Below are 19,490 nucleotides of genomic sequence, written 5' to 3'. Positions count from 1 at the left end.
GAGGACGAGATGGCTCTGCAATCGCTCGATATCAAGCGTCTCTCCGCGACGACCGTGCCGCAGACGCAAATACGCGAGCCGGTGACGGGCACGGTGGCGAAGCTCATCGACGTGTCGAAGTGCATCGGCTGCAAGGCGTGTCAGACGGCGTGCATGGAGTGGAACGACCTGCGCGACGATATCGGTCACACGACCGGCATCTACGACAATCCGCGCGACCTGACGGAGCATTCGTGGACGGTGATGCGCTTCACCGAATACGAAAATCCGAAGGGCGACCTCGAATGGCTGATCCGCAAGGACGGCTGCATGCATTGCGAGGATCCGGGTTGCCTGAAGGCGTGTCCTTCGCCGGGCGCGATCATTCAGTACACGAACGGCATCGTGGATTTTCACGAGGAGAACTGCATCGGCTGCGGCTATTGCATTACCGGCTGCCCGTTCAATATTCCGCGGCTTTCGAAGGAAGATCATCGCGTGTACAAGTGCACGCTATGTTCGGATCGCGTCGCGGTCGGGCAGGAGCCCGCGTGCGTGAAGACGTGCCCGACCGGCGCGATCATGTTCGGCACCAAGGTCGACATGCAGCAGCAGGCGGCCGATCGCGTCGAGGATCTGAAGGAGCGCGGCTTTGCTAACGCGGGCCTCTACGATCCGGCGGGCGTGGGTGGCACGCATGTGATGTACGTGCTGCATCACGCGGATCAGCCGGAGCTGTATCACGGGCTCGCGAAGGATCCGCACATCAGTCCGCTCGTGTCGATATGGAAGGGCGTGACGAAGCCGCTCGCGATGATCGGCATCGCGTTGGCGGCGTTTGCGGGCTTCTTCCATTACACGCGCGTCGGGCCGAACGAAGTCAGCGAGGAAGACGAACTCGAAGCGCATCGCGAAGCGGAAGAAGTGCAGCGTCGGCGTGAAGGCGGACAGGAGCGTACAGATGAAACACGATAGCGAACTGCGTGACGTGAAGGGCCATCGGCTGATCGTGCGCTACACGCCGAACGAGCGCACGAATCACTGGATCACCGCGATCACCTTCGTGCTGCTCGCGCTGTCCGGACTCGCGATGTTTCATCCGTCGATGGCATGGCTCTATGCCGTGTTCGGCGGCGGGCAATGGACGCGCATCCTGCATCCGTTCGTCGGCTGCGTGATGTTCATCTCCTTCATGATCCTTGCGCTGCGCTTCTGGCATCACAACTATCTGGACAAGAACGACGTCCAGTGGATGAAGCAGATGAACGACGTGCTCACCAATCGCGAGGATCGCCTGCCTGAGATCGGCAAGTACAACGCCGGGCAAAAGCTGTTGTTCTTCGTGATGGTGGCGAGTCTCGTGTTGCTGCTCGTGAGCGGCATCGTGATCTGGCGCAGATACTTCGCGTTCTATTTCCCGATTACCGTGATTCGTCTTGCATCCGTCGTGCACGCGGCGACGGCGTTCGTGCTGATCGTGTCGATCATCGTGCATATCTATGCGGCGCTTTGGGTGAAGGGTTCGATCGGCGCGATGACGCGCGGCACTGTCACGTATGGATGGGCGCGCAAGCATCATCCGCGGTGGTTCAGGGAGATGATCGGGAAGTAGAAATCCGGCGCGACGTTGGGCCAATACGTGCGGGGTGCGGTCCATTTCATATCCGTTTTGCTGATATGCTCGGTCGACCGTTCACCCCGCGAGGAAACCTTCCGTGGTCCAACGCATAGTCGAAGCCTCGCGAATCGAATCGCTCGATCCGTCGGCCATTCCGCGTTTGCGCATGCCGGAGCGCGCGACGATATTCGCCACGCGCGCCGCACGTCTTCGGCAACTCGCCGACGCAAGCAATCCCATCTCCGGTTATCTGCGCCTGATGGCCGCGCTCGCCGACGCCCAGCAGCGCGTGCTCGCGCATTTCAATGCGCCGATGCCCTCGCGCGAGTCCATCGAACTGAATCAGCGTCATTCGATGCCGATCGTTCCCGCGCTCACGGATGACCGCGATCCCGCCTGGCGCGACGTACTCTTCATGCTGCTCGACGGCATCGAAGCCGCCGGCGCGCTAACGCCCGCGCTCGCGCAACTCGTCGCCCGTCTGCGCGCGCTCGACGCCGCCGCGCTCGACGCCCAAGCCGACGCGATCCTCGCGCTGCGCTTCGCCGAAATCGATCCGGCCGCGGCGCCCCTCATCGCGGCCGCGCTGCAAGTCGTGTGGACCGATCTCGCGAGCCGCATCGACATGCGGGACGTGCCGTATCTCGACACGCCCGGCGTATGTCCCGTCTGCGGCTCGGTGCCGGTCGCGAGCATCGTGCGCGTGGGCGGCGCGCATGAAGGTTATCGCTACGTGCAATGCGGACTGTGCGCGACGGAGCTTCACGTAGTCCGCGCGAAATGCACGAACTGCGATTCGACCAAAGGCATCGCGTATCACGTGATGGGTACGGGCGACGAACCCGAGGAAGAAAAAACGGCGAAGGCGACAAGCGCGCCGCTCAAGGCGGAATCGTGCGACGAATGCGGCACGTATCGCAAGATCGGCTATCAGGAGAAGGCTTACGACTTCGAACCTTACGCCGACGATCTCGCGAGCCTCACGCTCGATCTCCTGATGGGCGATGCGGGTTTTCGGCGCGCGGCGCCGCATCCGTGGCTCTGGCCCGAACAACAGGAAGGCGATCGATGAGCGATGTCACAGGCGACGGCGGCGAGTTGCGCGCATTGATGGCTCGCGTGCCATCGGTCGAGCGCGTGCTGGCATCGGCGGAATTCGAGGCGGTGATCGCCACGTACGGCCGCACGCAGGCGCTCGCCGCATTGCGCGCGACGCTCGATGCATGGCGCGCCGATGCGCAAGCGGGCCGCGCGTCCGTCGATGCACTGAGCGATGCGCAACTCGCGCTCGCCGTCGACGCGCGGCTCGCGAAACGCGCGCGCAGCAACGTGCGCAGCGTCTTCAACCTGACGGGCACGGTGCTGCATACGAATCTCGGCCGCGCGCTGCTGCCCGACGAAGCGGTGCGCGCGGTCGCCGAAGTGCTCACGCGTCCGGCGAATCTCGAGTTCGATCTCGACACCGGCGCGCGCGGCGATCGCGACGATCTCATCAACGGCCTCATCTGCGAGCTGACGGGCGCCGAAGCCGCGACCGTCGTCAACAACAACGCGGCCGCTGTGCTGCTGACGCTTTCCGCGCTCGCTTCGCGCAAGGAAGTGATCGTGTCGCGCGGCGAACTCGTCGAGATCGGCGGCGCGTTCCGCATTCCCGACATCATGAATCGTGCGGGCGCGAAGCTGCGCGAAGTCGGCACGACGAATCGCACGCATCTGAAAGACTACGACGAAGCGATCAACGCGAAGACCGCGCTCCTGATGAAGGTGCATTGCAGCAACTACGCCGTGAGCGGCTTCACGAAGGAAGTCACGCTCGCCGAACTCGCGCCGCTCGCGAAAGCGCGGAACTTGCCGGTCGCGGTCGATCTCGGCAGCGGCACGCTCGTCGATCTCGCGCAATGGGGCTTGCCGCGCGAAGCGACCGTGCGCGAGACGGTCGCGGCAGGCGCGGATCTCGTCACGTTCAGCGGCGACAAGCTGTTGGGCGGGCCGCAAGCGGGCCTGATCGTCGGGTGCGCGGATCTCATCGCGAAGATCAAGAAGCATCCGCTCAAGCGCGCATTGCGCGTCGGCAAGCTCACGCTCGCGGCGCTCGAAGCCGTGCTGCGTCTCTATCGCGCGCCTGAAACGCTGGCCGAGCGTCTCACGACATTGCGTCTGCTCACGCGTCCCGCCGACGCAATGCGCCTCGCCGCCGAACGCATCGAACCTGCGTTGCAGCGCATGATCGGCGATGCCTTCACTGTCAGCGCCGAACCGATGTTCAGCCAGATCGGCAGCGGCGCATTGCCCGTCGACGTGCTGCCGAGCTACGGCCTCGCGGTGCGCCTCGCGAGCGGCAAACGCGCGGGCGGGCAACTCAATCGCATCGAGAAGCGGCTGCGCGAGTTGCCGCGTCCGGTCATCGGGCGCATCGCGGATGGCGCGCTGCGTCTCGATCTGCGCTGTCTCGAAGAAGCCGATGAAGCCGCGTTCATCGCGCAGTTGGATGCAGGCGAGGACGCACGCGAATGATCGTCGGCACGGCGGGGCATATCGATCATGGCAAGACGACGCTCGTGCGCGCGCTCTCGGGCGTGGACACCGACCGGCTGAAGGAAGAGAAGACGCGCGGCATCTCGATCGAACTCGGCTACGCGTACGTGCCTTTGGACGACGGCGGCGTGCTCGGCTTCATCGACGTGCCCGGACACGAGAAACTCGTGCACACGATGGCGGCGGGCGCGTGCGGCATCGACTTCGCCTTGCTCGTGATCGCCGCCGACGACGGCGTGATGCCGCAAACGCGCGAACATCTCGCGATCCTCGAACTGCTCGGCGTGACGCGCGGCGCGGTCGCGGTGACGAAGTGCGATCGCGTGGAGGCATCGCGCGTGCGCGACGTGCATGCCGAAATCGCGGCGTTGCTCGCGCGCGGCCCGTTGCACGGTGCGCCCTTGTTCGACACCGATGCGACTCAAGACGATGACGCGGGCGTCGCTTCGTTGCGAGCGTATCTTCACGATGCCGCCGCGCACTGGCGCACGCGCCGCGACGATGGCTTCTTCCGGCTCGCGGTCGATCGCGTGTTCACGCTGACGGGGCAGGGCACGATCGCGACGGGCACGGTGTTCGCGGGCCGCGTGAACGTCGGCGACATGCTGGCGCTCGCGCCGCGCGAATCCGGCGGCGAGCCCGTGCGCGCGCGCAGCATTCACGCGCAGAATCGCGCCGCAGAGACGGGCCGTGCGGGCGAGCGCTGCGCGCTCAATCTCGCGGGCATCGACAAGGATGCGCTCGCACGCGGCGACTGGATCGTGGATGCGCGGCTCGCGCGGGCATCCGAACGGCTCGATGTCGAACTGAGCTTGCTCGGCGATGCGCAACTCACGCTCACGCATTGGGCGCCCCTGCATGTGCATCTCGGCACGACGCATCGCGTCGCGCATGTGGCGCTGCTCGAAGCGGATACGCTCGCTGGGGGAAACACGGCGCGCGTGCAGCTCGTCTTCGATCAACCCGTTTGCGCGCTGCCCGGCGATCGCTTCATCGTGCGCAACGCGCAGGCGAACCGGACGGTCGGCGGCGGGCGCGTGCTCGATCCGTTCGCGCCCGCGCGCAAGCGCCGCACGCCGGCGCGCCGCGCGTGGCTCGATGCGCTCGTCGCGATGCTGGATACCGGTCGCGCCGATGCGCTTTTCGACGAAGCGCCGTATGGCTTGCCGCGCTCGCTTGTCGAGCATTTGTACGGGCGCGGCCTGTCGCCCGAAGGCGTGCGCGCCGTGCCCACGCACGATGACATGCTCTACATCGCGGCGCGTCACTGGGATGCGCTCAAGGCGCGCCTGCTCGATGCGCTAGCCGCTTTCCACGAACGCTTTCCCGACGAGCAAGGCCCCGACGCCGCGCGTCTGCGCCGCATGGCCGCGCCGCTCGCGCCGGACGCGCTGTGGCGCGCGCTCGTCGACGATGCGGTGACGAGCTGCGCGATCGCGAAGAGCGGGCCGTGGCTGCATCTGCCGTCGCATGCGGTGACGCTCGACGACAACGAGGAAGCGCTCGCTCGCGCGGTGCTCGCATCGCTCGAAGAAGGGCGTTTCGATCCGCCCTGGGTGCGCGATCTGGCGAAGGCGCAGGGCGTCGGCGAGGACGAGATGCGCAGGCTGCTCAGGAAGCTCGCGCGCCGCGGCGACGTGTATCAGGTGGTGCGCGATCTGTTTTATTGCCGCGCGTCGATCGGCGCGCTGGCGCAACTCGTCGCGCAATCGGCGCAAACGCAGGGCGGCGCGGTCGGTGCGGCCGCTTTCCGCGATGCGAGCGCGCTCGGCCGCAAGCGCGCGATACAGATTTTGGAGTTCTTCGACCGGGTTGGGTACACTCGATTCCACCGCGACCTGCACCTCTTGCGCGCCGATAGCCGCTGGCACGAGTCCGTCTGACGATTGCGCGCTCGTCCTTCCATCACGATGGAGCATCTCTACTTCAGGCTGCTGCATGTCATGTCGAGCCACCCCGAGTGGGCGCTCGCGGTCGTGCTGCTCGCGTCGTTTCTCGAATCGGTCGCGTTCATCGGCACGTTCGTGCCGGGCAGCACGGCCATGTTCATCGCGGGCGCGCTCGTCGGCGCGGGCGCGCTGAATCTCGGCTGGGTATTCGTCTGCGCGATCGCGGGCGCCATTGCCGGAGACGCCGCGAGTTTCTGGTTCGGCCAGCACTACGCGGACCGCATCGCGCAGATGTGGCCGTTCCGCTCGCATCCGGGCGCGCTCGTCGCCGGCAAGAAGTATTTCGACAAGCACGGTGCGAAGAGCGTCGTGCTCGCGCGCTTCGTCGCGCCGATGCGCGCGGTCGTGCCGGTCGTCGCGGGCGTGACCGGCATGACGCCGGCGCGCTTTCTCGTCGTCAACATACTGAGCGCGCTCATCTGGGCGCCGACGCATATCCTGCCGGGCGTCGTGTTCGGCGCGTCGATCGAACTGGCGGGCGCGGTGTCGATCCGGCTCGTCGTGATTCTGATTCTCGTCGCGGCGCTCGCGTGGATCGTGTTCAATCTCGCGCGCGTGATCGTTTCGCACGCGATGCGCTGGACCATCGCGTCGCGCGACGCGCTGCTCTCCTGGGCGCGGAAGGGCAACGGCCTGCCCGCGCGGCTCGTCTCGCGCGCGCTCGATCCGGGCAATCCGGCGACGGGCCTCATCGTCATGATCTCGGTGCTGCTGCTCGCGTCCGCGATCCTCTTTTTCTCGGTGCTCGCGAACGTGGCGCGCGGCGCGTCGATCGTTCAGGTCGATGTGTCGATTTACCGGCTGCTGCAATCGTTCCAGTCGACCTGGACCGATTCGATCCTCGATGTCGCCGCGACCCTCGGCAGCACGCAGACGCTGCTCGCGCTCGGCGCGACGGTCATCGTGTGGATGAGCTTCGAACGGCGTTGGCGCACGGTCACGTACTGGGTCGTGGCCGTGGCGTTTTCGCAATTGCTCGTCGCGGCGATCCGCTTCACCGCGCACGAGCCGGCGCTCGTTTCGTTCGCGCCGTCGGAGCATCGCTTTCCGAACAGCGACGTCGCGGCGACGGTCGTGATCTACGGCTTTCTCGCGTTCCTGCTGCTGCGGCGCGTGGGCATCCTGACGGGCGTGTTCATCGCGACGGCGACCTCGGCCATCGTGACGGCGGTCGGTCTGGCGGGGCTGTACTTTGGCCGCTTCACCATCTCCGATGCGCTCGGCAGCGCGGCGCTCGCCGCCGTCTGGGTCTTCCTGATCGCGCTCACGGCGGTATGGCGCAATCCCGGCAAGCCGCCGCCGCGGCCGCTGATGCCGGTCGCCGTGCTTGCCGTGATCTGCGCGAGCGTCGCGCTGCAAACGAGCGATGAAACGGAGGCGCACAGCGTCGTGCCATCGACCGTCGTCATTACGCCGATTCAGTGGACCGATTCGGTATGGCGCACGTTTTCCTGTTATCGAGCGAGCATGGAGGGCGATCGTCGCGAGCCGATCACCGTGCAATGGGCGGCGACGCCCGAGCAGATTCGCGCGCAACTGGCATCGCGCGGCTGGACGGAGGTGTCGCACGTGAGCCTGAAGAGCGTGATGTCGGTGGTGTTGCCGAATGCGCCCGCCATCGCGTTGCCCGCGTTGCCGCGCCTGAACAACGGCGAGCCGTCGAAGCTCGTGTTCGCGCGTTCCGTGCGCGGCGCCGACGAGCGCGACGTGCTGCGCTTCTGGCCCACGCATTACGAAGTGCGCCAGGACGCAGGCGCGCCGCCCGCGCCGATCTGGCTCGGCTCGGTCGTGCACGAGCGCCTGCGCCGTCCGTCGTGGCCGTTCAACGTGCTGCGCCCGGACCGGCGCGTCGATCCGATGGCCTTCGATCATGGCGAGGGCACGCCCTGGCGCGGTATCGAAATTGCGAGCAGCGCGGGATGCGGCAACGTGCCGGTGATGCTCGTCGAGTCGAGGTCCGAATGATGTTGCGATCGAGAGGTGCCGGTTGATCCAGATTCCTCCGTCGGCGATCGTGCAATGGGGCGGCGCTGCCGTCTTCGCGAACGTTCTGCTGACGCGCCTCGGCGTGCCGCTGCCGTCCGCGCCTTTGCTCGTGTTCGCGGGCTCGGCCGTGGCGAGCGGACGCCTCTCGTTCGCGCATGTGCTGTTCGCGGCGCTGTGCGGCGCGTTGCTCGGCGACAGCGTGTGGTTCTCGGCGGGGCGCATCTACGGACGTCGGCTCGTCGCGGCGCTCTCGCGCAGATCGTATGCGGTCGACAGCGGGATGCGTACGACCGGCGAACTGTTCGAGCGTCATGGCGCGCCGATCGTCGCGGTATCGAAGTTCGTGCCGGGTCTCGGTCTCGTCACGCCGCCGCTGATGGGCACGACGCACATCGCCGCGCTCGCGTTCTTCTTCTGGGATACGGCTGGAATTGCCGCGTGGGCGTCGTTCTGGGTATTGGGCGGCGCGCTTTTCGAGCGGCAACTGCATGTCGCCGTGCTCGAACTGGAATCGCATGGCGCGACGGTGGTGGATGTGCTCGTCGCGGCGGCGCTCGTCTATTGCGTTTATCGGCTGATGCGGCGGCGACAGCCGCGCTCGCGCGATGGCAACGGCTGAGAACGCGCCGTTATAATCGGACGCCCGGTCGAAATTCGATCGGACGTGCAGCGCCGTGGTTTTCAAAGGAAGGCATCCGTATCCGGTGGTGCGGCCGGGCTTCAAACCCGGTTGGGGATGTCAGACATTCCCAGGTCGGTTCGACTCCGGCTGCCTTCCGCCAAGCAAGCCTGTCTCGCAAGGAACGCCAATTGCGGATGTCATTGCGCATCCACGATCCGCGTTACCTTCGAATGAACGACAGAGCCGACATCCACACGCAATCGCGCAAGCCGCTCGATCGCGAACTCGAAACCGCGCTGCGCAAAGTCTTCGGCTTTCCGCACTTGCGTCCCGGACAAGAAGACGTGATTCGCAGCGTGCTCGACGGCAACGACACGCTCGCCGTCATGCCCACCGGCGCGGGCAAGTCGCTGTGCTATCAATTGCCCGCGCTGCAATTCGATGGCATGACGGTCATCGTGTCGCCGCTGATTTCGCTGATGCGCGATCAGCTCACGAAGCTGGTCGAAGCGGGCATTGCGACCGCCATGCTCAACAGCACGCTCTCCGCGAGTGAACAGCGCGACGCGATGCAGGCCATCGCGCGACACGAAATCCGCATGCTCTTCGTCACGCCCGAGCGTCTCGTCGATGCCGAATTCACCGCCGAACTCACCGCGAAGGACATGCCGCCGATCGCGCTTGCCGTCATCGACGAGGCGCATTGCATCTCGCAATGGGGCCACGATTTCCGGCCGGCATATGTCGAACTGATCCACGCGATCAAGACGCTCGGCCGTCCGCCCGTGCTCGCGCTCACCGCGACGGCGACGCCCGCCGTCATCGTCGATATCGTGCGCGAACTGGAGATGAAGCGCGCGAACGTCATCCATACGGGCGTCTTTCGCGACAACCTGCATTTCAGCGTCGAACAACTCACGAACCCGGATGACCGGCGCCGGCGCGCGATCGAGATCGCGACGGGCGAAGCGGGGAGCGGCATCGTCTATTGCGCGACGGTCGCGGAATGCGAGGCGCTGCATGCCGCGCTCGTCGATGCGGGTGTCGAGGCCGAGCGCTATCACGGCAAGCTGTCGTCGGGCGCGCGCTCGTCATCGCAGGACGCGTTCATGGAGAACCGCGCGCGCGTGATGGTCGCGACCAATGCGTTCGGCATGGGCATCGACAAGCCCGACATCCGCTTCGTCATTCACGCGCAGATGCCCGGCAGTCTCGATGCGTACTATCAGGAAGCGGGGCGCGCCGGCCGCGACGGCGAGACCGCGCGTTGCACGCTGTTGTTCGAAATGAAGGACAAGCAGGTGCAGCAGTTCTTCATGAGCGGCCGATATCCGAGCGCGGAGATGATTGCGCGCGTCGCGGAGAAAGTGCGCGAACTCGCGAGCGACGATGCCGCCCGCACGCTCGACAAGCCGCTTGCGCGTCTGCGCGAAGCGTTGCCGAGCATCGGCGCGAACAAGCTGCGCGTGGCGGCGGCGCTGCTCAACGATCTCGGCGTGACGCGTCGCACGCGGCGCGGCGGCATGAAGCTCGTCGACGACGATGCGGCCATCGCGAAGCTCGAAGGGGCGTCGCAGGAATACGCGGCGCGCAGCGAACGCGATCGCGCGGTGCTCGAGCGCATGATCGCGTATGCGCAGAGCGCGCAGTGCCGCTGGCGCATGCTGCTCGACTACTTCGCCGACGACATGAACGACGCGCGCACGTCCGCGCCGCTGCGCGCGAGCGATGTGCATTACCGCGCGCCCGACGACGAACTCGACGGCGGCCACTGCGGCGTGTGCGATAACTGCGTGCATCCGCCGGAGGTGATCGAGAGCCCGCGCGAAGTGCGCGAACAGATGCGCGCGAAAGAAGAAGAGCAAGCCGATCGCAAGACGAAGGCGTTCGCGCCGGGCGAGCGCGTGAAAGTGCGTCGTTATGGCGAAGGCATTGTCGAAATGATCAGCGGCGAGCGCGTCGCCGTGCGCTTTCCCGATGACGAGACGCGCACCTTCATCGCGCGCTATGTGAAGCGTGCCGCTCGCTGATCTGCGCAATCGCGATGCGCGCGGCCTTGCGCACTTCCGGATCGCCGTCGTCGAGTGCGGCTTCGAGCACGGCGAGCGCATGCGTATCGCCGAGTTCGCCCAGTGAAAGCGCGGCCTCCTTGCGCACGTTGCTGATCGGAAACGTCAGCAGTTCCGACACGGCATGCGTGCTTGCGACATCGCGCAAACGTCCGAGCGCGCGTGTCGCCTGCAACGTGACTTGCCAATAGTCGTCGGAGAGGGCGTTTTCCAATGCATTGCGCGCGGCGACGAGACGCAGCTTGCCGAGCGTCGCGGCGGCTTCCTCACGCACGCGCCACGCTCGATCGGAGAGCGCGTGGATCAACGTTTCGATCACGCCGTCGTCGGTGGCGAAGCCCAATGCGCCGACGGCAGCGTGACGCACTTCCGTCGAAGCATCGGTGCGCGCGATGTGCTTCAACTGCGGCAGCGCATCCACATGACGCAGCCAGCCCAGCACGCCGATGGCCTCGCGCCTCACGAACGGCGACGCATTCGCTAGCGCCGCAAGCGCAGGTCCGGCCGCGCTCGGCAAGCGCAATTCGCGCAACGCGCGCAAAAGGGCCGCGCGCTTGAACGCATCGGCATCGGTATCGGCATCGGCGAGATGCGGCAGCAGGCGTTCGCCCGCGACGGGATCTTTCAACGCAGCGAGACTGTCGGCGGCGGCTTCGCGCGTATCGGTATCGGCGTCGTCGAGCGCGGCGCATAGCGCATCGACTGCTTCGTCCGTTTCCCACGCGCCGAGACGTTGCGCCGCGGTGCGACGCACGTCGGCATCCGTGTCGTGGCGCAGGGCATCGGCGAGCAGGGGCAGCCAGGCTTCGTCTTCGAGGTCGGCGGCTTCGAGCACGGCGAGACGGCGCACGGCGGCATCGGCATCGTTGAAGCGCGCGGCGAGGGCGGCGTCGGTGACGGTATCGAAAAGTGGATTGGTGTGCGTCATGAGAGAACGGAGTGTGATATGTCGATGCGCGCGGGCGCGTCGTTCGATGCGGCCATCGGACTCGCAAGCGGATAACGAAGCAACGCGAGACAACGACGCTTCAACGCGACGAATCCGGCTTCCGTGACGAGCTCGCGTTCACGCGGACGCGCAAACGGCACGCGCAGTTCTTCGAGCACCGTGCCCGGGCTATGGCTCATCACGAGAACGCGATCAGCGAGAAAGAGCGCTTCGTCGATGTCGTGCGTGACGAACACGACCGTCGGACGGCGCTCGCTCCATACATCGAGCAGAAGCGCCTGCATCGATGCGCGCGTCTGTGCATCAAGCGCGCCGAAGGGTTCGTCCATCAGCAGCACGCGCGGCTCGTTGAGGATCGCGCGCGCGATCTCCGCGCGTTGCTGCATGCCGCCCGAAAGCTGCGCGGGATAGCGCTCCGCGAACGCGCCCAGCCCGACGCGATCGAGCAACGCCCGCGCGCGCAGATGCCGCTCGCGTTTCTTCACGCCGCGCATCTTCAGTCCGAACGCGACGTTATCGAGCGTCTTGCGCCACGGCAGCAGCGTGTGTTGCTGAAACACCATGCCGCGCTCGGGATGCGGTCCTTCGATGAGCTTGCCATCGAGCGTCGCGCGGCCCGCGTTCGGCGCGACATGTCCCGCGAGCGCGGCAAGCAAGGTCGACTTGCCGCAGCCCGACGGCCCGAGTATGCAGACGAATTCGCCCGGCTCGATGACCGCGTTCACATCGCGCACGGCGGTGAATGCGCTCGCGCCGTCGCCCAACGCAATGCCGAGCGCTTCGAGTTGGATGCGGCCCGCGCTCATCGAATCCTCCCTGCGGCGAGCCACGGCGTGAGCCGCGTGCCCGCGATGCGCACGAGCGCGCTGCTGCCCATGCCGAGCAGGCCGATCAGCAACATGCCGACGACGACATCGGGATAACGCTGCACCGTGTACGACTGCCATGTGTAATAGCCGATGCCGTATTGCCCCGAGATCATCTCGGCGGTGACGAGGCAGAACCACGACGTGCCCATGCCGATGGCAAGGCCGGTGACGATCGCGGGCGCCGCGCCCGGCAGGATCACTTCGCGCAGGATCACGCGATTGCCCGCGCCGAGACTGCGCGCCGACGACACGAGCCGTGGCTCCACGCCTTCGACGCCGTGTATCGTGCCGAGCAGGATCGGAAAGAACGCGCCGGTGAAGGTGATGAAGATCATCGACATTTCGGAGGAAGGAAACATCAGGATCGCGAGCGGAATCCATGCGACGGCGGGAATCGGCCGCAATACTTCGAGCGGCGTGAGCAACGCGAGGCGCGACCATTGCGAGCGGCCGATGGCGATTCCGAGCACCACGCCGCTCGCCGCCGCCGCGACATAACCCGCCGCGATGCGTCTCACGCTGCTCGTGAGATGGGCCACGAGCTTGGGCGAATGCGCGAGATCGATGATGGCCGCGAGCGTATCGGCGGGCGTCGGCACATTCTCGAACGTGACGATGCCGAGGTTCCAGCGATGCGTCGTCGCCAGATGCCATAACGCGATGCACAGCGCGAGCGACGCCCACTGCACGCCGGAGCGCGCGCCGCGTGAACGCAGCAACGAAGGAGCGGAGTATGCGAGCGTCGCCATCATGGCCTCATCGGTTGGCGAGCGCGGTCGGCTGGCGCGCGGCGGCGAAGTCGAGCACTTGTCCGCCGTGCGCGTTCGCCCAGGCCTCGGCGCGATCCTTCAGCAGGAATGCGTTCAACTGGCCGTCGCCGGTCTTCGCGAACCATGCCTGATTGCCGAGCAGCTTGATGCCGCTTTCACGATCCTGCGCATAGAACGCGCGCACCTGTTTGCCATCGCGTTCGAGCGTGCCGAGCTCGCGCACCGCTTCTTCCGGCGACGCATAGCTGCGCACCTTCGGCTCGCCGCGCACCCAGATCTGCGCGACGCGATCCGTCTTTGCGATGGGCTTGCCCGTCAGCGCATCGTTCGCGACGAGCGGCGTCGGCGCATAGTTCTTCAGTGCCGCTTCGTAGTCGAGATGCTCGGCCTTGAATGCGGCGCGCAAGTAACTATCGTCGATGAAGCTATTGGCGTTCAGATCGCCGTCGGCACGCTTGAGCAGCTTGAGCGTATCGAACGATGTCTGCACGGCCTTGCGATACTCGGGCTTCCATGTGAGATCGCGCGTCTGCAAGCCGAGCGGACCGTGAAAGAGATAGTCGACTTCAGGCTCGATGCCCGTCACCTTCGCAATCAGCTCGCTGTACTTCTCGGGTTCCGCCGTGAGCAGACGATTCGCTTCGATCGCGGCACGCAAGTACGCGACGACAATCTCCGGATACTTCTGCGCATAGTCCTTTTCGACGAGCGTGCCGTGCAGCGTAGGCGATCCCGCCTGCGAGCCGTCGTAGATCTTGCGCGCGAAGCCGCGATACGGAAACAGCTCCGCGAAGGGCACGAAGTCCGCGTGCGCGTCGATCTTGCGCGTCTGCAATGCGGGTCCGGCGACTTCGGGCGCCTGCGTGACGATATTCACATCGCGCTCCGGGTCCCATCCTTGCGCCGCGACCGCGCGCAGCAACATGCCGTGCGCGGTCGATGCGAACGGAACGGTGATCGTCTTGCCCTTCAGATCGGCGATGGACTGCGCGGGCGAATCCGTCGGCACGACGATGCCGTTGCCGCTGCCGCGCACGCTGCCCGACAACACGCTGATGAAGATGCTGCTCTTGCCGGCCTTCTGATTCGCGACGCCGTTCAACACGCCGGGGAAATCCGCCATCGAGCCGAAATCGAGCTTGCCCGCGACCATCTCGTTCGTGATCGGCGCGCCGCTCGTGAAGTTCTTCCATTGAACGTCGTATTGCGCGTCCTTGTATTTGCCATCGTGCGGCAAGTACTTTTCGAGCAGATGCAGTTCGCGGATCAATGCGCCGCCGGCTGCGGTATTGATCGTCGTGTCCTGCGTGCCGATAGCGACGCGGATCGTTTCCGCATGCGCAGCGCCCGCGAACAAGGCGACTGCAAGCGCGATGGATAGCGTTCGTTTCATGAAGCGAGTCCTCGTCATCATCGAAGAAGATAGGGAATGTCGACATGCACGGCATTGGTCGGGCAATCGCGTTCGCAGGGCATGCAGTACCAGCATTCGTCGAACTTCATGAAGGCTTTGCCGGTGTCGGGATCGATTGCGAGCAGGTCCATCGGACAGACATCGATGCAGACCGTGCAACCCTTGTCGGCGATGCACTTGTCTTCGTCGATCATCACGGGAAGGCTCGAGCGCTGGCGCGCTTCGCGGGGCACGAGTGCCATGTTCTCTCTCCTATGCAGCGACGGGCTGCGACGTGCGAGCCACGCGCAGACGCGAATACGCGCCGCGCTCGGACTCGTCGACAGGAACCACGTACGGTTCCACGGGTTTCTTGAAGGACGTCATGCGTCCCGATGCGTCCTTCTTCAGATGCGCGTGGCAGAACCATTCCTCATCGTTGCGCTCAGGAAAATCGACGCGATGGTGATAAAGGCCCCAGCGGCTCTCCGTGCGATACAGCGACGCGCGCGCGGCCATTTCCGCGCAATCGAGGATCGCGGCGACTTCAGCGGCGCGCATCAGCTCGTGCGGATCGGCGGCGCCGAGACGCTCGATGTCCTCGCGAATCTCCGCGAAGCGTTGCAGGCCGATCTCCATGCGACGCGTGACTTTCGGCGGCTGTAGATAGTCGTTCACGAAGCGGCGCAGCTTGTATTCGACTTGCGCGGGCGGCAGGCCATGTTCGCGCGACAGCGGCGCAAAGATGCGGGCACGCTCATGTTCGATCTGCGATGCGTCGAGCGCGGGCAGCGCGCGGCCGGCGACATGCGCGGCGGCATCTTCACCGGCGAACCATCCGTAAGTGAACGCGCCGAGCATGTAGTTGTGCGGCACGGCGGCCATGTCGCCCGCCGCGTAAAGCCCTTGCACCGAAGTGCGCGCGTGCTCGTCGACCCATACGCCCGATGCGCTGTGTCCGCTGCACAGGCCGATCTCCGAGATGTGCATCTCGATCATGCGCGAGCGATAGTCGTTACCGCGCCGCGCATGAAAGCGCCCACGGCTCGGCCGCTCGTTGGTGTGCAGGATCGTTTCGATCGTTTGAATCGTTTCTTCCGCGAGATGATCGAGCTTGAGAAACACCGGCCCGTTGCCGCTCTGGAGTTCCTGATAGAACTCCCACATCATTTGCCCGCTCCAGTAATCGCATTCGATGAAGCGCTCGCCCTTGCCATTCGCCGTATAACCGCCGAGCGGTCCCGTCACATACGCGCATGCCGGGCCGTTGTAATCCTTGATGAGCGGATTGATCTGGAAGCATTCGAGATTGGCGAGTTCCGCGCCTGCGTGGTACGCCATCGCGTAACCGTCGCCGGCGTTCGTCGGATTCTCGTACGTGCCCATCAGATAGCCCGATGCGGGCAGGCCCAATCTGCCGGCCGCGCCGCAGCAGAGAATGACCGCTTTCGCGCGGATCACGTAGAAGTCGGCGGTGCGGCAATCGAAGCCCATGACGCCCGCGATCTCGCCATTCGGGCCATTCAAAAGACGCGTGGCGACGACGCGATTCGTGATCTCCACGCGCGCACGCTTCAATTGCCGGTACAGCACCTTCTTTACGTCGTGACCTTCGGGCATCGGCAAGACATACGCGCCCATGTGATGCACCTTGCGCACGGCATAGTCGCCGGTATGGTCCTTCTCGAACTTCACGCCCCAGCGATCGAGCTCCTCGATGGTCGTGAAGCTGTGGCGCGCATACGCATAAATCGTGGCCTGATTGACGATGCCGTCGTTGGCCACGGTGATTTCCTTCGTGTACTGCTCGGGCGTCGCGTGGCCGGGAATGATCGCGTTGTTCAGGCCGTCCATGCCCATCGAGATCGCGCCGCTGCGCTTCACGTGCGCCTTGTCGATGAGCAGCACGCGCAGATTCGGGTCGCGCTGTTTCGCCTTGACGGCGGCCATCGGCCCAGCCGTGCCGCCGCCAACGACGACGATGTCGTATTCGAGTTCGTGGGTCTGCATGATCTGGTTTCGCCGCTTGTTATGACAAGTCAGGACCAGATTCTAGAAGTGCGCGAACCGCGAGGGAATCAATTGTTTTTGCTTTGCTTGTGCCTGCTTCGAATAACGCGCGATGCGGCGGGCGAGGTCCGTTCGCGATCGATGCGCAGCCGATACTGGAACGTATCGCCTCGGAAATAGAGGTATTCGAAGTCGATGGGCTTGCCGCCGGCATCGTGCGTGAGGCGCTCGATGCGCAGAAGCGGTGCGCCTTTTTTCACGTCGAGCGCATCCGCGATGTCGGGCGCGGCGGCGATGGCGTCGATCGCCAGATCGGCGTGACCGAGCGGCACGGCGCAGTCGTTTTCGAGCATCAGGAAGATATCGCGCGTGGCGAGCTCCGTGCGCTTCAGGCGTTTGCCGATGGCTTCGGGCAGGAACGTCACTTCGTACGAAACGGGCGCGCGATTGAGCAGGCGCACGCGATGAATCTCGGCGACGCTGCTGCCTTCGGCAAGCGCGAGTTGCGCGGCGACTTCGGGCGGCGCGGCCACGACGCGCATCTGCACGACGCGATTGATGATCTCGTGTCCGCTCTCCGACATCGCCTCGGCGAAACCCTGCAGCGACGTCACGTTCTGAAACGCCTTCGGTTGCGATACGAACGAGCCCTTGCCGTGGACCTTGAAGATCAACCCTTCCTTTTGCAGGTCGCCGAGCGCCTGGCGGATCGTGATGCGGCTCACGTCGAACATCGTCATCAGCTCGCTTTCCGAGGGCATGCGGCTCATCGGCGGATAGCGGCCATCGAGAATGCCGGAGCGCAGCACGTCCTTGATCTGCGTGTAGAGCGGTACGTGCGAATCGAGCGAAACGGAAGGGCGACGGGTCGGCATGAGAGCGGGAAGGGGAAGGAAGGCGGGCGCTTCGAGCTGCGATTATAGCGGCGCGCCCCGGCGGCATCGCCATAAACAAATGACGAAATATTGGTTAGCGCCCGCTGCGCGCTGCACGAGAATGGAACCTGTCCAGTTCGAGTCCAGCGAGGATCGAAGATGAATCATCGTAACGCGCCCGATGCACGAAACGCAGGAAACGCGGTCACGCTCGTCACGGTGCCCGGCTTGCACGGCAGCGAGGACGCGCACTGGCAGAGTTGGCTCGAACGCGAGATGCCCGGCACGCGGCGCGTCGAGCAACGCGACTGGAGCACGCCGAATCTCGCGATCTGGAGCGATGCCGTCCTCGACGTCCTCGCGGGCATCGACGGTCCTGTCGTCATCGCGGCGCATAGCTTCGGCTGTCTTGCGGCAGGACATGCGCTCAGTCACGCATACTTGCCGAACGTGAAGGGCGTGCTGTTCGTCGCGCCCGCGAGCCCGGCGAAGTTCCGTTTCGCGGGCGCGTTCAACGCGCGCAGGCTCGATACGCTGTCGCTCGTCGTCGGCAGCGAGACCGATCCGTGGATGCCGCTCGACGACGCGCGCACGCTCGCGCAGCGCTGGAACAGCGCGTTCGTCAATCTCGGCGATGCGGGGCATATCAATACATCGGCGGGATTTGGGCCGTGGCCGCTCGCGAAGCATTTCGTCGAAACGCTCGCCCGCCGCGCGTCGCCCGAATACGAAGAGGAGGAACAGCGCGCGTATGGTTGACCCCGCTGTCTGAATTCGTTCAATGTATGCATGGCCGCCCTCGGGCGGCCTTTGTCTGTTGTGCGGTAGACAAACCCCTTGTCTCTGGAGAGAAAATGGCAGTTCACAAGAAGCTGATCGTTACGGTCGCACTCGGCATCGCGGCGAGCATCGCGCATGCGGACACGACGCTGCTCAACGTCTCGTATGACGTGACGCGCGAGCTGTACAAGGATATCGACGCGGCCTTCGTCGCGGACTACAAAAAGAAGTCGGGCGAGACGGTATCGGTGCGGCAGTCGCATGGCGCATCGAGCGCGCAGGCGTTGTCGGTGACGCAAGGTTTGCAGGCCGATGTCGTCACGATGAATCAACCCAACGACATCGACTTGCTCGCGGAGCGCGGTCAGCTCGTGCCCGCGAACTGGCGCAGCCGTCTGCCGGACGCGAGCGCGCCCTACACGACGACGATGGTTTTCCTCGTCCACAAGGGCAATCCGAAGAACATCAAGGACTGGAGCGATCTCGCGCGGCCCGGCGTGCAAGTGGTGATTGCGAATCCGAAGACATCGGGCAACGGACGCTATGCGTATCTCGCGGCATGGGGCTTCAAGAAGCAGCAAGGCGCAAGCGACGCGCAGGCGCAAGACTTCGAGAAAGCCGTCTTCAAGAACGTGCCCGTGCTCGATACGGGCGGGCGCGGCGCGACGACGACCTTCACGCAGCGCGGCATCGGCGATGTGCTCGTCACCTTCGAGAACGAAGTCGGCCTGATGAGCGCGGGACCGGGCGCGAAGGACTTCGAGGCGGTGTATCCGTCGGTGAGTCTGCTCGCGGAACCGCCTGTGTCGATCGTCGACAAGGTCGTGGACAAGCGCGGCACGCGCAAGGAAGCGCAGGCGTATCTCGACTTTCTGTTCACGCCTGCCGCGCAGGAAATCATCGCGCAGCATCATCTGCGTCCGCGCAACGCCGACGTGCTTGCAAAACACGCGAGCGAGTTCAAGCCGCTGAAAACCTTCACCGTCGAGCAGATGTTCGGAAGCTGGCAGAAGGCGCAGCAGACGCATTTCGCCGATGGCGGCACGTTCGATCAGGTCGTGGCGGACAAGAACTAGCATCGTTCGT

At 65.1% G+C, this 19,490-nt stretch carries 17 protein-coding genes and 1 tRNA gene; 11 read left to right on the top strand and 7 right to left on the bottom strand.

What is annotated here, in order from left to right; genetic code table 11:
• Window positions 1-9: 9 nt before the first annotated feature.
• From fdxH to LDZ23_RS19745, 9 genes are all read left to right on the top strand, one after another.
• Window positions 10-954: a formate dehydrogenase subunit beta gene (gene fdxH / locus LDZ23_RS19785; protein ID WP_008352823.1), complete on the top strand. Its 945-nt coding sequence runs from the start codon at window positions 10-12 to the stop codon at window positions 952-954.
• Window positions 941-1,591, top strand: a complete 651-nt coding sequence (locus LDZ23_RS19780) for a formate dehydrogenase subunit gamma (RefSeq protein ID WP_008352824.1) — start codon at window positions 941-943, stop codon at window positions 1,589-1,591. Before fdxH ends, LDZ23_RS19780 begins: the two co-directional genes overlap by 14 nt.
• Before the next feature lie 103 nt (window positions 1,592-1,694).
• Window positions 1,695-2,669 carry a formate dehydrogenase accessory protein FdhE gene (gene fdhE, locus LDZ23_RS19775; protein WP_008352825.1) on the top strand — a complete coding sequence of 325 codons (975 nt, stop codon included), beginning with the start codon at window positions 1,695-1,697 and terminating at the stop codon, window positions 2,667-2,669.
• Window positions 2,666-4,111 (top strand): L-seryl-tRNA(Sec) selenium transferase, encoded by a 1,446-nt coding sequence (selA, locus tag LDZ23_RS19770; RefSeq protein WP_244808159.1) that lies wholly within the window; start codon window positions 2,666-2,668, stop codon window positions 4,109-4,111. Before fdhE ends, selA begins: the two co-directional genes overlap by 4 nt.
• Window positions 4,108-6,015 (top strand): selenocysteine-specific translation elongation factor, encoded by a 1,908-nt coding sequence (gene selB / locus LDZ23_RS19765; protein WP_008352829.1) that lies wholly within the window; start codon window positions 4,108-4,110, stop codon window positions 6,013-6,015. The genes selA and selB overlap by 4 nt, the downstream gene beginning before the upstream one ends.
• Before the next feature lie 27 nt (window positions 6,016-6,042).
• On the top strand, window positions 6,043-8,046 hold the full coding sequence (locus LDZ23_RS19760) for a VTT domain-containing protein (protein ID WP_008352831.1): 2,004 nt from the start codon (window positions 6,043-6,045) through the stop codon (window positions 8,044-8,046).
• Between the two features lie 22 nt (window positions 8,047-8,068).
• Window positions 8,069-8,686: a DedA family protein gene (locus tag LDZ23_RS19755; protein WP_008352832.1), complete on the top strand. Its 618-nt coding sequence runs from the start codon at window positions 8,069-8,071 to the stop codon at window positions 8,684-8,686.
• A 67-nt stretch (window positions 8,687-8,753) separates the two neighbouring features.
• Window positions 8,754-8,849 (top strand) — tRNA-Sec (locus tag LDZ23_RS19750).
• A gap of 70 nt (window positions 8,850-8,919) precedes the next feature.
• Window positions 8,920-10,719 (top strand): RecQ family ATP-dependent DNA helicase, encoded by a 1,800-nt coding sequence (locus LDZ23_RS19745; protein ID WP_033536700.1) that lies wholly within the window; start codon window positions 8,920-8,922, stop codon window positions 10,717-10,719.
• On the opposite strand, the gene LDZ23_RS19740 is transcribed toward LDZ23_RS19745, so the two are convergent.
• The 7 genes from LDZ23_RS19740 to LDZ23_RS19710 form a co-directional block, all read right to left on the bottom strand.
• Window positions 10,685-11,686, bottom strand: coding sequence for a HEAT repeat domain-containing protein (locus LDZ23_RS19740; RefSeq protein WP_008352834.1), 1,002 nt, complete (start codon window positions 11,684-11,686; stop codon window positions 10,685-10,687). The two genes, LDZ23_RS19745 and LDZ23_RS19740, sit on opposite strands and share 35 nt — an antisense overlap.
• Window positions 11,683-12,513, bottom strand: a complete 831-nt coding sequence (locus LDZ23_RS19735; protein WP_008352835.1) for an ABC transporter ATP-binding protein — start codon at window positions 12,511-12,513, stop codon at window positions 11,683-11,685. Before LDZ23_RS19735 ends, LDZ23_RS19740 begins: the two co-directional genes overlap by 4 nt.
• Complete coding sequence (locus LDZ23_RS19730) at window positions 12,510-13,328, bottom strand: ABC transporter permease (RefSeq protein ID WP_244808158.1); 819 nt, start codon at window positions 13,326-13,328, stop codon at window positions 12,510-12,512. Before LDZ23_RS19730 ends, LDZ23_RS19735 begins: the two co-directional genes overlap by 4 nt.
• A gap of 4 nt (window positions 13,329-13,332) precedes the next feature.
• The gene (locus tag LDZ23_RS19725) at window positions 13,333-14,739 is read right to left on the bottom strand and encodes an ABC transporter substrate-binding protein (RefSeq protein ID WP_008352837.1); all 1,407 of its coding nucleotides are present in this window, start codon (window positions 14,737-14,739) and stop codon (window positions 13,333-13,335) included.
• A gap of 17 nt (window positions 14,740-14,756) precedes the next feature.
• Window positions 14,757-15,002 (bottom strand): 4Fe-4S dicluster domain-containing protein, encoded by a 246-nt coding sequence (locus LDZ23_RS19720; RefSeq protein ID WP_008352838.1) that lies wholly within the window; start codon window positions 15,000-15,002, stop codon window positions 14,757-14,759.
• Window positions 15,003-15,012: 10 nt separating this feature from the next.
• On the bottom strand, window positions 15,013-16,749 hold the full coding sequence (locus LDZ23_RS19715) for a fumarate reductase/succinate dehydrogenase flavoprotein subunit (protein WP_034473100.1): 1,737 nt from the start codon (window positions 16,747-16,749) through the stop codon (window positions 15,013-15,015).
• Window positions 16,750-16,817: 68 nt separating this feature from the next.
• Window positions 16,818-17,624, bottom strand: coding sequence for a GntR family transcriptional regulator (locus LDZ23_RS19710; protein ID WP_008352841.1), 807 nt, complete (start codon window positions 17,622-17,624; stop codon window positions 16,818-16,820).
• A 159-nt stretch (window positions 17,625-17,783) separates the two neighbouring features.
• Between LDZ23_RS19710 and LDZ23_RS19705 the strand changes: the two genes are divergently transcribed.
• Window positions 17,784-18,383, top strand: coding sequence for an RBBP9/YdeN family alpha/beta hydrolase (locus LDZ23_RS19705; protein ID WP_008352843.1), 600 nt, complete (start codon window positions 17,784-17,786; stop codon window positions 18,381-18,383).
• Between the two features lie 95 nt (window positions 18,384-18,478).
• Complete coding sequence (locus LDZ23_RS19700) at window positions 18,479-19,480, top strand: sulfate ABC transporter substrate-binding protein (RefSeq protein ID WP_008352845.1); 1,002 nt, start codon at window positions 18,479-18,481, stop codon at window positions 19,478-19,480.
• Window positions 19,481-19,490: the final 10 nt, after the last annotated feature.

Origin of the sequence: Caballeronia zhejiangensis (genome assembly GCF_022879815.1) — a bacterium.
Lineage (GTDB): Bacteria > Pseudomonadota > Gammaproteobacteria > Burkholderiales > Burkholderiaceae > Caballeronia > Caballeronia zhejiangensis.
This window is presented reverse-complemented; position numbering and strand designations above follow the sequence as displayed.

Bases quoted from the DNA above. Each gene is read 5' to 3' on its own strand.
- fdxH (WP_008352823.1), top strand. From the start codon at position 10: ATGGCTCTGCAATCGCTCGATATCAAGCGTCTCTCCGCGACGACCGTG.
- LDZ23_RS19780 (WP_008352824.1), top strand. From the start codon at position 941: ATGAAACACGATAGCGAACTGCGTGACGTGAAGGGCCATCGGCTGATC.
- selA (WP_244808159.1), top strand. From the start codon at position 2,666: ATGAGCGATGTCACAGGCGACGGCGGCGAGTTGCGCGCATTGATGGCT.
- selB (WP_008352829.1), top strand. From the start codon at position 4,108: ATGATCGTCGGCACGGCGGGGCATATCGATCATGGCAAGACGACGCTC.
- LDZ23_RS19760 (WP_008352831.1), top strand. From the start codon at position 6,043: ATGGAGCATCTCTACTTCAGGCTGCTGCATGTCATGTCGAGCCACCCC.
- LDZ23_RS19745 (WP_033536700.1), top strand. From the start codon at position 8,920: ATGAACGACAGAGCCGACATCCACACGCAATCGCGCAAGCCGCTCGAT.
- LDZ23_RS19740 (WP_008352834.1), bottom strand. From the start codon at position 11,686: ATGACGCACACCAATCCACTTTTCGATACCGTCACCGACGCCGCCCTC.
- LDZ23_RS19735 (WP_008352835.1), bottom strand. From the start codon at position 12,513: ATGAGCGCGGGCCGCATCCAACTCGAAGCGCTCGGCATTGCGTTGGGC.
- LDZ23_RS19730 (WP_244808158.1), bottom strand. From the start codon at position 13,328: ATGATGGCGACGCTCGCATACTCCGCTCCTTCGTTGCTGCGTTCACGC.
- LDZ23_RS19725 (WP_008352837.1), bottom strand. From the start codon at position 14,739: ATGAAACGAACGCTATCCATCGCGCTTGCAGTCGCCTTGTTCGCGGGC.
- LDZ23_RS19720 (WP_008352838.1), bottom strand. From the start codon at position 15,002: ATGGCACTCGTGCCCCGCGAAGCGCGCCAGCGCTCGAGCCTTCCCGTG.
- LDZ23_RS19715 (WP_034473100.1), bottom strand. From the start codon at position 16,749: ATGCAGACCCACGAACTCGAATACGACATCGTCGTCGTTGGCGGCGGC.
- LDZ23_RS19710 (WP_008352841.1), bottom strand. From the start codon at position 17,624: ATGCCGACCCGTCGCCCTTCCGTTTCGCTCGATTCGCACGTACCGCTC.
- LDZ23_RS19705 (WP_008352843.1), top strand. From the start codon at position 17,784: ATGAATCATCGTAACGCGCCCGATGCACGAAACGCAGGAAACGCGGTC.
- LDZ23_RS19700 (WP_008352845.1), top strand. From the start codon at position 18,479: ATGGCAGTTCACAAGAAGCTGATCGTTACGGTCGCACTCGGCATCGCG.